This window comes from Micrococcus lacusdianchii (assembly GCF_023155805.1).
Taxonomy (GTDB): Bacteria; Actinomycetota; Actinomycetes; order Actinomycetales; family Micrococcaceae; genus Micrococcus; species Micrococcus lacusdianchii.
The window spans coordinates 22,720-37,739 of the sequence record NZ_JAKNUW010000007.1; the positions used below are offsets into that span (position 1 = coordinate 22,720).

General features: G+C 73.8%; 13 protein-coding genes. 10 read left to right on the forward strand and 3 right to left on the reverse strand.

What is annotated here, in order from left to right; all coding sequences use genetic code 11:
* Window positions 1–51 precede the first annotated feature (51 nt).
* From recA to dapF, 5 genes are read left to right on the forward strand one after another with little or no spacing between them, the layout of a single operon-like run.
* On the forward strand, window positions 52–1,143 hold the full coding sequence (recA, locus tag MA879_RS05915; protein ID WP_248124122.1) for a recombinase RecA: 1,092 nt from the start codon (window positions 52–54) through the stop codon (window positions 1,141–1,143).
* Window positions 1,140–2,228: a regulatory protein RecX gene (locus tag MA879_RS05920; protein ID WP_248124123.1), complete on the forward strand. Its 1,089-nt coding sequence runs from the start codon at window positions 1,140–1,142 to the stop codon at window positions 2,226–2,228. Before recA ends, MA879_RS05920 begins: the two co-directional genes overlap by 4 nt.
* A 16-nt stretch (window positions 2,229–2,244) precedes the next feature.
* Window positions 2,245–3,756 (forward strand): tRNA (N6-isopentenyl adenosine(37)-C2)-methylthiotransferase MiaB, encoded by a 1,512-nt coding sequence (miaB, locus tag MA879_RS05925; protein WP_335342036.1) that lies wholly within the window; start codon window positions 2,245–2,247, stop codon window positions 3,754–3,756.
* Between the two features lie 11 nt (window positions 3,757–3,767).
* Window positions 3,768–4,787 (forward strand): tRNA (adenosine(37)-N6)-dimethylallyltransferase MiaA, encoded by a 1,020-nt coding sequence (miaA, locus tag MA879_RS05930; RefSeq protein WP_248124124.1) that lies wholly within the window; start codon window positions 3,768–3,770, stop codon window positions 4,785–4,787.
* A 10-nt stretch (window positions 4,788–4,797) separates the two neighbouring features.
* On the forward strand, window positions 4,798–5,748 hold the full coding sequence (dapF, locus tag MA879_RS05935; protein ID WP_248124125.1) for a diaminopimelate epimerase: 951 nt from the start codon (window positions 4,798–4,800) through the stop codon (window positions 5,746–5,748).
* A 64-nt stretch (window positions 5,749–5,812) separates the two neighbouring features.
* Here dapF and MA879_RS05940 read toward each other — a convergent pair whose 3' ends face one another.
* A complete protein-coding gene (locus MA879_RS05940) occupies window positions 5,813–6,451 on the reverse strand; it encodes a class I SAM-dependent methyltransferase (protein ID WP_248124126.1) in 639 nt (212 codons plus the stop codon).
* 14 nt (window positions 6,452–6,465) lie between these two features.
* A complete protein-coding gene (locus MA879_RS05945) occupies window positions 6,466–7,611 on the reverse strand; it encodes an NAD(P)-binding domain-containing protein (RefSeq protein ID WP_248124127.1) in 1,146 nt (381 codons plus the stop codon).
* Between the two features lie 268 nt (window positions 7,612–7,879).
* Here MA879_RS05945 and MA879_RS05950 point away from each other — a divergent pair, with 268 nt between their 5' ends.
* The 3 genes from MA879_RS05950 (at window position 7,880) to MA879_RS05960 (ending at window position 12,349) form a co-directional block, all read left to right on the forward strand.
* On the forward strand, window positions 7,880–8,482 hold the full coding sequence (locus tag MA879_RS05950) for a GNAT family N-acetyltransferase (RefSeq protein ID WP_248124128.1): 603 nt from the start codon (window positions 7,880–7,882) through the stop codon (window positions 8,480–8,482).
* Between the two features lie 136 nt (window positions 8,483–8,618).
* Window positions 8,619–10,250: a GTPase HflX gene (gene hflX / locus MA879_RS05955; RefSeq protein ID WP_248124129.1), complete on the forward strand. Its 1,632-nt coding sequence runs from the start codon at window positions 8,619–8,621 to the stop codon at window positions 10,248–10,250.
* Window positions 10,247–12,349 (forward strand): ATP-dependent DNA helicase, encoded by a 2,103-nt coding sequence (locus MA879_RS05960; protein ID WP_248124130.1) that lies wholly within the window; start codon window positions 10,247–10,249, stop codon window positions 12,347–12,349. Before hflX ends, MA879_RS05960 begins: the two co-directional genes overlap by 4 nt.
* Window position 12,350: 1 nt before the next feature.
* On the opposite strand, the gene lexA is transcribed toward MA879_RS05960, so the two are convergent.
* Entirely contained in the window at window positions 12,351–13,055 is a 705-nt protein-coding gene (gene lexA, locus MA879_RS05965; RefSeq protein ID WP_248124131.1) for a transcriptional repressor LexA, read from the reverse strand.
* Between the two features lie 237 nt (window positions 13,056–13,292).
* Here lexA and MA879_RS05970 point away from each other — a divergent pair, with 237 nt between their 5' ends.
* Complete coding sequence (locus MA879_RS05970) at window positions 13,293–13,694, forward strand: LysM peptidoglycan-binding domain-containing protein (RefSeq protein ID WP_248124132.1); 402 nt, start codon at window positions 13,293–13,295, stop codon at window positions 13,692–13,694.
* A gap of 70 nt (window positions 13,695–13,764) precedes the next feature.
* On the forward strand, window positions 13,765–14,895 hold the full coding sequence (locus tag MA879_RS05975) for a histidinol-phosphate transaminase (RefSeq protein ID WP_248124133.1): 1,131 nt from the start codon (window positions 13,765–13,767) through the stop codon (window positions 14,893–14,895).
* Window positions 14,896–15,020 lie beyond the last annotated feature (125 nt).

The window sequence follows — 15,020 nt, forward strand, 5'->3', positions numbered from 1 at the left end:
GGCAGCCGCGGGAGGACCCGCGTGAGCACGGATCAGACCCAGGAGTGAACCATGAGCAAGGCGAGCGCCGCCGAGAAGGCGACCACGGACCGCGAGAAGGCACTGGACGCCGCCCTCGCGCAGATCGACAAGCAGTTCGGCAAGGGCTCGGTCATGCGCCTGGGCGAGCAGACCCAGGCGCCCGTGGAGGTCATCCCCACCGGCTCCGTGGCCATGGACGTCGCCCTCGGGATCGGCGGACTGCCGCGCGGCCGCGTGGTGGAGATCTACGGCCCCGAGTCCTCCGGCAAGACCACCCTGGCCCTGCACGCGGTGGCCAACGCCCAGCGCAACGGGGGCATCGCCGCGTTCATCGACGCGGAGCACGCCTTGGACCCGGTCTACGCCCGCAAGCTCGGCGTGGACACGGACGCCCTGCTGGTGAGCCAGCCGGACACCGGCGAGCAGGCCCTCGAGATCATGGACATGCTCGTCTCCTCGGGCACGCTGGACATCGTGGTCATCGACTCCGTGGCCGCGCTGACCCCCCGTGCGGAGATCGAGGGCGAGATGGGCGACTCCCACGTCGGCCTCCAGGCCCGCCTCATGTCCCAGGCGCTGCGCAAGGTGACCGGCCGTCTGCACCAGACCAACACCACCGCCATCTTCATCAACCAGCTGCGCGAGAAGATCGGCGTGTTCTTCGGCTCCCCGGAGACCACCACCGGCGGCAAGGCCCTGAAGTTCTACGCCTCGGTCCGCATCGACGTGCGCCGCATCGAGACCCTCAAGGAGGGCGGCAACCCGGTCGGCAACCGCACCCGCGTGAAGGTCGTCAAGAACAAGATGGCCCCGCCCTTCAAGCAGGCCGAGTTCGACATCCTCTACGGCGAGGGCATCTCCAAGGAGGGCAGCCTGATCGACATGGGCGTGGACGAGGGCATCGTCAAGAAGTCGGGTGCCTGGTTCACGTACGACGGGGACCAGCTCGGCCAGGGCAAGGAGAACGCCCGCCGGTTCCTCAAGGACAACCCGGACCTGGCCCTCGAGATCGAGCAGCGGATCTTCGCGAAGCTCGGCATCGGCGGGGCCGGCGCCGAGGACGATCAGCCGGATGAGGCCCCGGCCCTGCAGGCCGTGGCCGGTGACGTCGCCGCCGGATGACCTCCGGCGCGGGGCCTCGGGGACGGGGCCGTCCGTCCGCACGGCAGGACGCCGGGCGGACGGACGGCCCCGTCTTCGATGACGCCCTCGACTCCGAGGTCGCCCGCCTGTGGCTGGACCTGGCGGGCGTGAAGCACGGGGAGCAGGGCCCGCGCGCGGACGCCCCAGGCGCGGCCGCGTCGGACGCCCCCGATCCGTCGACCGTGTCCGCCCCGGCCTCCGGTCGACGTCGGACGGGCACGCCGCCCGAGGAGCAGCTCCCACCGGCCCCCGCGGACCTCGGCCTCCTCCTGACCCGGGCGAGCGATCTGCCCACTCCGGTCCGCCGCCCGCGGGACGCCGAGGACACGGACGGGTCCGACCCCGTGCCCTTGCCGTGGACCACCACCGCAGGGGCGGAGGACCGCCGTGCCGCCGGGACCGGCCGGGCCCGATCCCGGACCCCCCGGGCCGTCCCTGCCGAGCCCGTGCCGACCGAGCCCGCCCCCCGGGTGATCGGGGGCGGTGCCCGGGACGAGCCGGCGGAGGACGAGCCCCGCCGTCGTCGCGGCCGCCGACCCGGCCCGGCGTCCCTGCCCGAGGAGCCCCGCGAGCGGGAGGAGGCCGCCCGCGAGGTCGTCCTGCGACAGCTGGCCATGGGCCCGCGCTCCCGTGGCCAGCTCGAGCGGAAGCTCGCGGAGCGGCAGGCCGACCCAGAGCTGATCGCCCGGATCCTCGACCGGTTCGAGGAGGTCGGCCTCGTGGACGACGCCGCCTTCGCCGAGGTCTGGGTCCGCAGCCGCGCCCGCGGCAGGCGCCTGTCCCGGCGGGCCATCTCCCGTGAGCTGCACGAGAAGGGCGTGGACAGGGACGTCGCGGAGGAGGCCCTGGCGGCCGTCGAGCCGGAGGACGAGCGGCAGGCGGCGCTCGACCTGGTCCACGCGAAGATGCGCGGGCGGCCCGCGCCCGCCGCCGACGGGCCCGCGGGGCGGGCCGAGCGGGACAAGGTCGTCCGCCGCCTCGTGGGGATGCTGGGCCGCAGGGGCTACGGACCGGGGCTCGCGTTCGGCGTCGTCCAGGAGGTCCTCGGGGAGCTCGACGGGTGACACCTAGAATGGTGCGGTGACTCTGACGGATCCCACCCTTCGCCCCCACAAGGGCCTCACCTACGAGGTCCGCACCTTCGGGTGCCAGATGAACGTGCACGACTCCGAGCGCATCTCCGGCCTGCTCGAGTCCACCGGCTACGCCCCGGTCGCCGAGGACGCCCAGGCCGACCTCGTGGTCTTCAACACGTGCGCGGTCCGCGAGAACGCGGACAACCGCCTCTACGGCAACCTGGGCAACCTGCGTGCGGTGAAGGACGCGCACCCCGGGATGCAGATCGCCGTGGGCGGGTGCCTCGCCCAGAAGGACCAGGCCGTCATCCAGCAGAAGGCGCCGTGGGTGGACGTGGTCTTCGGCACCCATAACATCGGCTCCCTGCCCGTGCTGCTCGAGCGCTCCCGGCACAATGCGGACGCGGAGATCGAGATCCTCGAGTCGCTCGAGGTCTTCCCCTCCACCCTGCCCACCAAGCGGGACTCCACGCATTCGGGCTGGGTGTCCATCTCCGTGGGCTGCAACAACACCTGCACGTTCTGCATCGTCCCGTCCCTGCGCGGCAAGGAGAAGGACCGCCGCCCGGGGGAGATCCTCGCGGAGGTCCAGGCCCTCGTGGACGCCGGCGCCGTGGAGGTCACCCTGCTGGGGCAGAACGTGAACAGCTACGGGGTGGAGTTCGGGGACCGCGGCGCGTTCGCCAAGCTCCTCCGCGCCTGCGGGGCGATCGAGGGCCTCGAGCGCGTGCGCTTCACCAGCCCGCACCCGGCCATGTTCACCGACGACGTCATCGACGCGATGGCCGAGACCCCCAACGTCATGCCGCAGCTGCACATGCCGCTGCAGTCGGGGTCGGACAAGGTGCTCAAGGACATGCGCCGGTCGTACCGCTCGACGAAGTTCCTCGGGATCCTGGAGAAGGTCCGCGAGCGCATCCCGCACGCGGCGATCACCACGGACATCATCGTGGGCTTCCCCGGGGAGACGGAGGAGGACTTCGAGGAGACCATGCGTGTGGTGGAGGCCTCCCGGTTCTCCTCGGCGTTCACCTTCCAGTACTCGATTCGGCCCGGCACCCCGGCAGCGGAGATGGCGGACCAGGTGCCGAAGGCGGTGGTGCAGGAGCGGTTCGGGCGGCTCGTCGCCCTGCAGGACCGGATCTCGGCGGAGGAGATGCGCACGCTCGTCGGCACCCGGCAGGAGCTGCTGGTCACCGCCGACTCCGGGTCGAAGGGCGCCGAGCGCGGCCGCCTGGCCGGCCGCGCCCCGGACAACCGCCTGGTGCACTTCTCCGTGCCGGCCGGGGCCGAGACGCCGCGCCCGGGCGACTTCGTCACCGTCACCGTGACCGAGGCGCATCCGTACTTCGCGGTCGCGGACCCGGACCTCGCGGACTATCGCCTGCGCCGCTCCCGCGCCGGCGACGCGTGGGACCGCGCCCAGGCCGAGTCCTGCGGCGTGCCCTCCCCGGGCGGGCCCAGCGGCGTCGGCGCCACGAGCCTCGGCATGCCCACGCTGCGCCCGCGGGCCTGAGTCCGCCCCGCATGACCGCGACGCCGAGTCCCGCCTCCCGTCCCCACCCGGCCGGGCCCGCGCCCGTCGTCGCCGTGGTGGGAGCGACGGCGACGGGCAAGTCCGCGCTCACCGTCGCCCTGGCGCACGCGCTGGACGGCGAGGTGGTGAACGCGGACGCGCTGCAGTTCTACCGGGGCATGGACGTGGGCACCGCCAAGGTCACGGTCGAGGAGCGCCAGGGGGTGCCGCACCACCTCCTGGACGTCATGGAGGTGACCGAGGAGGCGTCGGTCGCCCGGTTCCAGTCCGACGCGCGGGCGTGCTTCGTGGACATCCGCGCCCGGGGCCGCACGCCGATCCTGGTGGGCGGCTCGGGGCTGTACGTGCGCGCCGCCCTGGACGTGCTGGACTTCCCGCCGACGGACCCGGCAGTGCGGGCGGGGGTGGAAGCAGAGCTGGCCGAGCGCGGGGAGGCCGCGCTGCGGGCCGAGCTGGCCGGCGTCGACCCGGCCTCCGCCGAGCGCGTCCGGGACGACCGGCGCCTGGTCCGGGCGATCGAGGTGCACCGGCTCACGGGGCGGCCGTTCAGCTCCTTCATGCCACGGCGCGAGTACGCCGCGGACGTGCTGCCCGCGGTGCAGATCGGGCTCTCGATCGACCGCCCTGTGCTGCACGAGCGCATCGCTGCCCGCGTGGACGCGATGATGGCGGCAGGGCTCCTGGACGAGGTGCGGGGGCTGACGGCCAACGGACTGCGCGACGGACCGACCGCCTCGCGAGCGATCGGCTACCGGGAGATGCTCGCGGTGCTGGACGGGGAGCTCACCGAGTCCGCCGCGAGCGAGCAGACGATCGTGGCCACCCGCCGCTTCGCCCGCCGTCAGGAGACGTGGTTCCGCGCCGACCCGCGCGTGCGCTGGCTGCCCGCGGACGCCCCGGACCTCGTGCAGCGGGCGCTGGCGGCCGTGGCGCAGAACGTGTCGAGCACGGAGTCCGGGGCCGAGGAGCCGACGGACGGGGACGCCCGAGGCGTCCGGGCCCGCCCCTAGACTGAGGCCCATGAGCACCGAGCACTCCGCCGCGCGCGGCGAGACCCCCGCCGCCGACCGCCCGTCTGTGCCCTTCACCAAGGGCCACGGCACCGGCAACGACTTCGTACTGGTCGCGGACCCGGGCGGCAACGCGCAGCTGGACGCGGAGCGCGTGGCGCGGGTGGCGGACCGCCACCAGGGCGTGGGCGCCGACGGCGTCATCCGCGCCGTGCGGTCGGCGAACCTGCCCGAGGGGGAGGCCGTCCTGGCCGAGCACCCCGAGGCCGAGTGGTTCATGGACTACCGCAACGGGGACGGCTCGATCGCAGAGATGTGCGGCAACGGGGTGCGCGTGTTCGTGCACTTCCTCGTGGAGAAGGGCCTCGTGGACCTCGCGCCGGGGCAGTCGCTGACGATCGGCACCCGGGCCGGCGCCAAGACCGTCACCCGCTATGAGGGCGGCTACTCGATCGACATGGGCCCGTGGCGCTTCCTCGAGCCCGAGCTGGCGGAGGAGTTGGCTTCCGATGCCATGGTCCTGACCGCCGGCCTGCCCGACCCGCGTCCCGCCTTGAGCGTGTCCATGGGCAACCCGCACACCGTGGTGCCGCTGCAGTCCATGGCGGAGCTCGCGGACCTGGACCTCACCCGCGCCCCCGGCGTGGACCCGGAGCCGCCGCACGGCACCAACGTGGAGTTCGTGGCCGCGCACGAGCCGCTGATCCACGAGGGCGTGGGCCGCGTGCGCATGCGCGTGCACGAGCGCGGCGTGGGGGAGACCCAGTCCTGCGGCACCGGGGCGTGCGCGGTGGCCGTGGCCATGCGCACGTGGGCCGGCCCGGAGGGCTCGGACTCCTGGCTCGTGGAGGTCCCCGGCGGTGTGCTGGGCATCGACTTCGTGCGCGCCGCCGACGGCGAGGAGCACGTGGTGCTCGCGGGCCCGGCCGAGCTGGTGTTCGACGGCGAGCTCATCGCCTGACCCCCTGACGTCGTCGTTCGGGAAACAGCTCCCGCCTCGGCGCCGTCGTTCAGGAAACGGCGCGTCAGTCTGTTCGGACCACCTTCAGGATCCGGAACCCCTTGACGCTGTCCGCCCGCTCCGCGGTGAAAGTACCGGGGGCGCGCTCGTCGAGCATCCCCTGGATCCAGGGCAGCAGCGAGTCGGCGCCGAGGTTCTTCTGGACCACGAGCCAGGCCTCGCCTCCGGGCGCCAGCCGCGGCAGCCACAGCGCGAGCAGCTCGTGCAGGGCCGCCTTGCCGATCCGGATGGGCGGGTTGGACCAGATCAGGTCGAACTCCACGTCCACCGGCACGTCCTCGGGACGCAGCGCCGAGACGTTCGCCAGCCCCAGGGCCGCAGCGTTGTCCCGGGTGAGCTGGAGGGAGCGGTCGTTGACCTCGACGGCGGTCACCTCCGCCTCCGGGGAGCGCAGTGCCAGGGTGAGGGCGATCGGCCCCCAGCCCGCGCCGACGTCGAGGAAGCGTCCGGAGGCCGGCGGTGCGGGGACCGAGGCGAACAGGGCGGCGGTGCCCTTGTCCACGCCGTCCGGGGAGAAGATCCCGTTCGCCGTCTGCACCGACACCTCGCGCCCGGCCAGGCGCACCGTCACGGTGCGCCGCCGTTCCGGGGCGGCGGGATCGTCGTCGAAGTAGTGCGATGCGGCGGGGGCGTTCTGGCTCACGCGGGCCATCGTAGTCAGCGGCGCGGACGCAGCTCGGCCAGGATCGCGCGCACCGCGTCCCGCCCGGCACGGTTGGCGCCCACCGTGGACTGGCTGGGCCCGTAGCCGATCAGGAACAGCCGCGGCTCGGCGACCGACCGCCCGCCGACGACCGCGATGCCCCCGTCCGGGGTGCGCAGGTGCAGGGGCGCCAGGTGCCGCATGGCAGGGCGGAAGCCGGTGCACCACAGGATGTCGTCAGCCGGCCACAGAGTCCCGTCCGGCAGTCGCACCCCCTCGGGCTCCACCGCCGTGAACATCGGGCGGCGCACCATCACGCCGCGGGTCTCGGCCTCCCGCACCCACGGCGCCCGGAACATCCCGGTGGCGCTGACCACCGACGCCGGCGGCAGGCCCGCCCGCGTGCGCTCGTCCACGCCCTGCACCGCCTCGGCCAGTCGTCCGGGGGCGGGGTCGTCGATCCAGTGCGGCTCCCGCCGGGTGACCCACAGGGTGTCCGCGGCGACGGTGGAGATCTCCGCCAGCAGCTGCGTGGCCGAGACGCCCATCCCGACGACGACCACGCGCCGCCCGGCGAAGTCCTCCTTGGCGCGGTAGTCGTGGGTGTGGCTCTGCCGCCCCCGGAAGCTGCGCTGCCCCGGCACCGCGGGCCAGTGCGGGGAGGTCCAGGTGCCGGTGGCGTTGACGATCCAGTCGGCGTGCCAGTCGCCGCCGTCGACGAGCACCCGGAAGCCGCCGCCCTTGGCATGCTCGACCTGGTGCACGGTCACGGGGCGGTGGACCGGCAGGTCGAACATCCGCTCGTACTCGGCGAAGTAGTCCGGGAGCACCCGGTTCGCCCGCGCTGCGGGGTCGGCCGGCGGGACGGGGTGGCCCGGCAGCTCGTGGATGTGGTTGACGGTGCCCATGGTGAGCGAGTCCCAGCGGTGCCGCCACGCCCCGCCGGGGGCGGCGTCGGCGTCGAGCACGGCGAACGTGCCGGGGACGGTGCCGCCGTCGGCGGAGGCGGAGGCGGAGACGGACGGGCCCAGCGGCAGGAAGCCTCGACGCTGCAGGTGGTAGGCGGCGGACAGTCCGGCCTGGCCGGCCCCGATGACGAGGACGGTCACGTGCCGGGACTGTCCCGCGTCGGGGAGGGGGGTGGGCGTCGAGGACTCCATGGGGGCAGGGTACGCACCTGGACGGGCGCGCCACGGGGACGAGCGGGGCAGGAGCGTCCGCCCACAGCGATCCCCTTCCCGCGCCGGGCCCTGACCGGTAGACTCGGACGCATGTTCCTGCTGTTCGTCTGACGTCGCCCGCCGTCGAGCACCTGCTCCGGCCGCCGTCGAGCACCTGCTCCGGCCGCCGTCGTCTCAGCCCGCTCCCGTCGTGGAAGCCGCCCTCGGGCGTGCCCGCGACCCGCTGATGAACATTCGAGGAACCCCCATGAGCATCACTGTGCGCCCCTGCACGCCCGCCGACGAGGAGGCGTGGCTCCGTTGCCGCGTGCTGTCCTTCCTGCACAGCGCATACCTCGACGACGTCCGCACCGCCCACTCCGTGCCGGCGCCCGGCCTCCGCCCCGAGGACTCCCTCCAGTGGGTCGCCGAGGACGAGGCCGGGACGATCGTCGGCGTGCTGGACGTGGAGGCTGGCGCCACCGGGACCGCGGAGGAGAACCTGGCGACGATCGACACGGTGGCGGTCCATCCCGACCACCGGGGCCGCGGGATCGCCGGGTCCCTCCTGGCCGCCCTGCTGCCGCACCTGCCCGCGCGGGTCACGACCCTGGACGCCTGGACGCGCGACGACGCCGCTGCGCACGCGTGGTACCGCGCAGAGGGCTTCGCCGTCGATCAGATGTACCTGCACGTGTACGCGGACGACGCGCTCGACGACGCCGCGCTGGAGGGGTTCACGACTCCGGAGGGCCTCTCCGTCCCGGTGAAGGCCTTCCTGCATGCACGCCTGGAGGACGAGACGGCCCTGCGCCGTCGCTTCCGCCGCGTCCACCGATGCCACCGCTTCGTCCGGGAGGTTGCCCGATGACGCAGCGCTGATCCCGGAACCGGCCTCACGGGAACCAGCGTGCCGTGGCCGGCCCGCCCGCGGACCCCTATCCGGTCTGCCCCACCCACTACCCTGACTACACCGGGCCGCCGACCGAGCGGGCCCAGAGGAGACCATGACTGAGAACACCCAGAACGACCGCGGCGCCACGCCCGAGACCGAGGACCAGGTCCAGGCCGTGATCGACCGCATTCTCGCGGCCGACGACGCCCGTCGCGCCCGCACCGACGCGGAGGACGGCGACGGCCGGGGCGACCGCCTCGACGGCGAGGGAGCCGGCCACCGCTCGGCCCTCGAGGGCCGAGCCCTGGCCCTGGCCGAAGGCGGGGACGCCCACACCGAGGTGGACGGCGACCAGGACGAGCTGGCCGCACGCCACTCGCTGCGCCGCGTGGCCGGACTGTCCACCGAGCTGGAGGACATGTCCGAGGTCGAGTACCGCCAGCTGCGCCTGGAGCGCGTCGTGCTGGCCGGTGTCTGGACCGAGGGCTCCGCCGAGGACGCGGAGAACTCCCTCAAGGAGCTGGCCGCGCTCGCCGAGACGGCCGGCTCCGAGGTGCTCGACGGCGTCATCCAGCGCCGTGCCACCCCGGACCCCGCCACGTTCCTGGGCAAGGGCAAGGCGCGGGAGCTCGCGGAGGTCGTGGCGCTCACGGGCGCGGACACCGTGATCGTGGACTCCGAGCTCGCCCCGTCCCAGCGCCGCGCGCTGGAGGACGTGGTGCGCGTGAAGGTGATCGACCGCACCGCCCTGATCCTGGACATCTTCGCGCAGCACGCCACCTCGCGTGAGGGCCGCGCGCAGGTGGAGCTCGCCCAGCTCGAGTACCTGCTGCCGCGCCTGCGCGGCTGGGGCGAGTCCATGTCCCGCCAGGCCGGCGGCCGCGCCGCCGGCGGTGAGGGCATCGGCTCCCGCGGCCCCGGCGAGACCAAGATCGAGCTGGACCGCCGCCGCATCCGCACGCGCATGGCCAAGCTGAAGAAGGACATCGCGGGCATGCAGCCGGCGCGCGAGGCCAAACGGGCCAACCGGCGCCGCAACCGGGTGCCCTCCGTGGCGATCGCCGGGTACACCAACGCCGGCAAGTCCTCCCTGCTCAACCGCCTCACCCACGCGGGCGTCCTGGTGCAGAACGCGCTGTTCGCCACGCTGGACCCCACCGTGCGCAGGGCCGTGACCCCGGACGGGATCGGCTACACGCTCTCGGACACCGTGGGCTTCGTGCGCAACCTCCCCACCCAGCTGGTGGAGGCCTTCCGCTCCACCCTGGAGGAGGTCGCGGACGCGGACGTCATCCTCCACGTGGTGGACGGCTCCCATCCGGACCCGGAGGGGCAGATCGCCGCGGTCCGCGGGGTCCTCGCCGAGGTGGACGCGCACCGGATCCCGGAGATCATCGTCCTGAACAAGGCGGACGCCGCCGAGCCGGCGGTGATCGCCCGGATCCGGGCCAAGGAGCCCCACACCGTGGTGGTCTCCGCCCGCACCGGTGAGGGGATCGAGGAGCTCGAGCGCGCGATCTCCGCCACGATCCCGCGTCCGGACGTGCGCCTGGAGCTGCTCGTGCCGTTCACGGCCGGGCAGGTGGTCTCCCGCCTGCATTCCGTGGACGCCGAGATCCTCTCCGAGACGTACGAGGAGGGCGGCACCCGCCTGTCGGTGCTTGTGCGGCAGGACGTGGCCGCGGACCTGGAGCAGTACCGCGTGGACGCGCCCGGAGGCGTGGCGGAGGCCGCCTCGGCATGACGGGCACGGGGAGCGCGGAGGGGTCCGACGCGGCGCGGGACACCGTCGCGGCCACGGACCGGGAGCGCGAGGCGCTGCGGCTGCTGGACACGGTGGTCGAGGCCACCGGCGGCCAGCAGCGCGCGGGGCAGCGCGAGATGGTCCTGCAGGTGGCGCGCGCGCTGGAGTCGCGGCGCCACCTCCTGGTGCAGGCCGGCACGGGCACCGGCAAGTCCCTGGCCTACCTGATCCCCGCGCTCCAGCACGCCATGGACCAGGAGGACCCCGTCGTCGTCGCGACGGCCACGCTGGCCCTGCAGGCCCAGATCATGAAGCGGGACGCCCCGCGTCTGGTGGAGGCGCTCGCCGGCGAGCTGCCGCGCGAGCCCGTGGTGGCCCTCGTCAAGGGCCGCTCCAACTACCTCTGCCGCCACAAGGTGGACGGCGGCTATCCCGGGGACGAGGGGGAGGAGACCCTCTTCGAGGTGGCCGACGACGGCGGCGCGCTCGGCACCCCCGGTGCCAGCACCTCCGAGCCGACGTCCCTACTCGGCAAGGAGGTCCTGTACCTGCGTGCGTGGGCGGACGAGACGCAGACGGGGGACCGGGACGACCTCGAGATCCCCGTGACCGACCGCGCGTGGCGGCAGGTGTCCGTGTCCGCCGTCGACTGCCTTGGCGCCTCCCGCTGCCCGATGGCGGAGGAGTGCTTCTCCGAGCGGGCCCGCGCGGACGCCGCCGATGCGGACGTGGTGGTCACCAACCACGCGATGCTCGCCATCAGCGCGTTCGAGGGGCTCGCGGTGCTGCCCGCGTACTCGGCCGTGATCGTGGACGAGGCGCACGAGCTGCAGGACCGCGTCACGGGCGCGGTGACGGGGCAGCTCTCCGGGTCGATCGTGCACGGGGCGGCCACCTCCCTGCGGCGGCACACCTCCGTGGCCGTGGAGGACCTCGTGGCGGCCGCGGCGGGGATGGACCGCGCCTTCCAGGGCGTCCCGTCCGGGCTGATCCAGGGCGGACCGGACGACGTGCAGGAACAGGCGCTCACCGCCGTGCTGAACGCGGCGCGGCAGTGCTTCTCCGACCTCGGCAAGGACAAGGAGGGTGACGCCGACGGGGGACGGCAGATGGCCCGCTCGCGCCTGCTCGAGGCCGTCGAGGTCACCGAGCGGATGCTCGCGGCGCGTCCCGAGGCCGACTTCCCGGAGGTCCTGTGGGCCACCCGTCCCGGCCACTTCGAGCCCGGCGTGGGATGGCAGCCCGGGGACGAGGCCGACCCCCCGCAGCTCTACGTCGCCCCCATCTCCGTGGCGGGCAAGCTCCGCGAGGGCCTCTTCGGGAAGGCCACCACCGTGCTCACCTCCGCCACTCTCACCGTGGGCCAGGGGGCCCGCCGGTTCGACTCGGTGGCCGGGGACGTGGGGCTGGCCGGACCTGACGCACCGGAGTACACCGCGCTCGACGTCGGCTCGCCCTTCGACTACCCCCGTCAGGGGGTCCTGTACGTCGCCCGGCACCTACCCAAGCCGGGGCGCACCGCGTCCCCGGAGTCCCTCGACGAGCTCGAGGCGCTGTTGCGTGCCTCGAACGGCGGGGCCCTCGGCCTGTTCTCCTCCCGCCGCGCCGCGGAGGACGCGGCGGCCGAGATGCGCCGTCGCCTGGGGAAGAAGAGCACCGTGCTGTGCCAGGGGGATGCGACCCTCTCCGCGCTGGTCCGGCAGTTCACGGAGGAGCCGGACACCTCCCTGTTCGGCACCATGAGCCTGTGGCAGGGCGTGGACGTGCCGGGGCCCTCGCTCCGGCTCGTGGTGATCGACCGCATCCCATTCCCCCGGCCGGACGATCCCCTCTCCCAGGCCCGCACCCGGGACGTGGCCCGCCACGGCGGGAACGGCTTCATGCGGGTCTCCGCCACCCACGCGGCCGTGCGCATGGCGCAGGGCGCCGGCCGTCTGGTGCGGGCGCAGGGGGACCGCGGAGTGGTGGCCGTGCTCGATCCCCGCCTGGCCACCGAGCGCTACGGCGGGTACATCACGAGCGCCCTGCCGGACTTCTGGCGGACCACGGACCGCGCCGTGGTCCGCGGCGTGCTGGCGCGTCTGGCCGAGGAGGCCTGACTCAGAGCGCGCGGAGCACGGTGACCACGCGGCCCATGATCTTCGCGTGGTCACCGAGGATGGGCTCGTAGGCCGTGTTCTGCGGCAGCAGCCAGGTGTGGCCGTCGCGCTGGCGGAACGTCTTGACCGTGGACTCGTCGTCCAGGAGGGCCGCCACGATGTCCCCGTTGTCCGCGGTGTCCTGGCGGCGGACCACCACCCAGTCCCCGTCACAGATGGCGGCGTCGACCATGGAGTCGCCGGAGATGCGGAGCATGAACAGCTCCCCCTCGCCGGTCAGCCGGCGCGGGACGGCCATGACCTCCTCCACCTGCTGGTCCGCGAGGATCGGCCCGCCGGCCGCGATCCGCCCGACCCACGGCACGTCCACCGACTCGCCGTCCGCGGCTCCGGTGTGCCGGGCCGGGACCAGCGGCACGGGGGCCGCGGCCGGCGCCTCTCCCGCGGGACGTCCGTCCGGGTCGAGGAGGACCTCGAGGGCGCGCGGCCTGCCCGGGTCCCGGCGCAGGTAGCCGAAGCGCTCGAGCTGGCCCAGCTGATGGGTCACGGAGGAGAGGGACGCCAGGCCCGCCGCATCGCCGATCTCCCGCATCGACGGCGGGTAGCCCCGCTCCGCGATGGCCTCCTGGATGGTGCGTACGATCCTGCGCTGCCGGTCCGTCAGGGGCTGCACGGCGGCGGACGGGGTCTGATCGGAGGAGGCCATGCGGACGGTCCGTTCTCTCGGAAGGCGGGGGCTTAACGTGTCCGGCTCCGGTGGTGCCATGGGTGCAGCCCCAGGGAATGTGCTGGTGAGAGCGACCCTAGTGGACCCCGAACCGCTCTTCAAAGATATGTTCGATCCCTCCTGGGCGAGTCTCGAACGGATGTGCTAGAAATGGGTTCGAACGAACTCGAACAGATGTTCGAACACCCGCAGCGGCGGGAGGAAGGCAGACAGCTCATGACCCCCGTCACCACTGCACTCTCCCGGACCCCCCGGCTCCTCGGGCGGTCCCGCTCCGGCCACGCTCCGGCGCGCCCGTCGGCCCCCCTGCGCCTGACGCGCCGCGGCCGTCTCGTGTTCCGCGGGCTGCCCCTCATGCTGTCGGTGGCGGCCCTGACCGCCACGGCGGCGTTCTTCGCCGGAGTGATGCTGTCTCCGCCGGCCGTCTCGGCGGACGTCGCCTCCGAGGACCTGGTCACGGTGACCGTGATGCCCGGGGACAGCCTGTGGTCCATCGCCCGGGACGCCGCCCCGGGGGTGGACCCCTACGTCACCATGGAGCGCATCGGTGAGCTCAACGCCCTCGAGGGGGGCGAGCTCGAGCTCGGCCAGGAGCTCTACCTGCCCCCGGTCCGCTGACCGGTCCCCCGCAGGGTCCCGTTCCGTCGCATGGGGGAGGCCGGCGCGGCCCGTTCCTAGGATGGGCGTCATGACGGACCTGAGCTCCCTGCCCCTGCGTGACTCCCTCCGCGGCCAGAGCCCGTACGGCGCGCCTCAGCTGGACGTGCCGTCCATGCTCAACACCAACGAGAACACGCACCCGGTCCCGCCGCAGGTGGCCGAGGCCATCACCGCACGGGTCGCGACGGTCGCCGGTGGGCTCAACCGCTATCCGGACCGGGAGTTCACCGAGCTGCGGGAGCGGCTGGCCACCTACCTGGGTCACGGCATCGCCCCGGACCAGGTCTGGGCCGGCAACGGCTCGAACGAGGTGCTCCAGCAGATCCTCCAGGCCTTCGCCGGACCCGGCCGCACCCTGTTGAGCTTCCTGCCCTCCTACTCCATGTACCCCCTCCTGGCAGCCGGCACGGACACCGCCTTCGTGGACGGTGGCCGTGCCGCGGACCACACGCTCTCCGCCGAGCACGCCGCGGAGCAGGTCCGCCGCCACCGCCCCCACGTGGTGTTCCTGGCCTCGCCGAACAACCCGACCGGCACCGCTCTCGGGCTCGAGACCATCGAGGCGGTGTACGCGGCGCAGGCCCGGAACGAGGACGAGGACGGCCACGGCGCGATGGTGGTGGTGGACGAGGCCTACGCCGAGTTCGCCCTCGAGGGGACACCGTCCGCCCTCACCCTGCTGCCCGGCCGCGAGCGGCTGATCGTCACCCGGACCATGTCCAAGGCGTTTGCGCTGGCGGGCGCCCGGCTCGGGTACCTCGCCGCGGATCCCGCCGTGACGGACGCCCTGCGGCTGGTCCGCCTCCCGTACCACCTGTCCGCCGTCACGCAGGCCACCGCGATCGCGGCGCTCGAGCACGTGGACGCGCTGCTGGAGACCGTCGAGGACATCAAGGGCCAGCGGGATCGGATCGTGGACGCCCTCCGCCAGCTCGGCCTGCGCCCCTCCGTGTCCGACTCCAACTTCGTGTTCTTCGGCCGGCTCCGCGATGCTCACGCCGTCTGGGAGGCCCTCCTGGCGCGCGGGGTGCTGGTGCGGGACGTGGGCATCCCCGAGCACCTGCGCGTCACCGCCGGCACGCAGGAGGAGACCACCGCCTTCCTCGACGCCCTCGGCGAGGTCCTCCGCGACGATCCGGACGCCGTCGTCCGCGGCTGAGCCTCGCGGGCGCGGGCGTCACGCCCGGCCCACGCCCCCGCGGCCCGCCTAGGATGGACCGAGCCCACCCCGCACCATCTGCCCAGGAGGACCCGTGGCCGCCGAGATCGTCTCCGGACGCCGTG

What these genes read in the sequence shown, in the direction of transcription:
- recA (WP_248124122.1), top strand. Translation starts at nt 52, where the DNA reads ATGAGCAAGGCGAGCGCCGCCGAGAAGGCGACCACGGACCGCGAGAAG.
- MA879_RS05920 (WP_248124123.1), top strand. Translation starts at nt 1,140, where the DNA reads ATGACCTCCGGCGCGGGGCCTCGGGGACGGGGCCGTCCGTCCGCACGG.
- miaA (WP_248124124.1), top strand. Translation starts at nt 3,768, where the DNA reads ATGACCGCGACGCCGAGTCCCGCCTCCCGTCCCCACCCGGCCGGGCCC.
- dapF (WP_248124125.1), top strand. Translation starts at nt 4,798, where the DNA reads ATGAGCACCGAGCACTCCGCCGCGCGCGGCGAGACCCCCGCCGCCGAC.
- MA879_RS05945 (WP_248124127.1), bottom strand. Translation starts at nt 7,611, where the DNA reads ATGGAGTCCTCGACGCCCACCCCCCTCCCCGACGCGGGACAGTCCCGG.
- MA879_RS05950 (WP_248124128.1), top strand. Translation starts at nt 7,880, where the DNA reads ATGAGCATCACTGTGCGCCCCTGCACGCCCGCCGACGAGGAGGCGTGG.
- hflX (WP_248124129.1), top strand. Translation starts at nt 8,619, where the DNA reads ATGACTGAGAACACCCAGAACGACCGCGGCGCCACGCCCGAGACCGAG.
- MA879_RS05960 (WP_248124130.1), top strand. Translation starts at nt 10,247, where the DNA reads ATGACGGGCACGGGGAGCGCGGAGGGGTCCGACGCGGCGCGGGACACC.
- lexA (WP_248124131.1), bottom strand. Translation starts at nt 13,055, where the DNA reads ATGGCCTCCTCCGATCAGACCCCGTCCGCCGCCGTGCAGCCCCTGACG.
- MA879_RS05970 (WP_248124132.1), top strand. Translation starts at nt 13,293, where the DNA reads ATGACCCCCGTCACCACTGCACTCTCCCGGACCCCCCGGCTCCTCGGG.
- MA879_RS05975 (WP_248124133.1), top strand. Translation starts at nt 13,765, where the DNA reads ATGACGGACCTGAGCTCCCTGCCCCTGCGTGACTCCCTCCGCGGCCAG.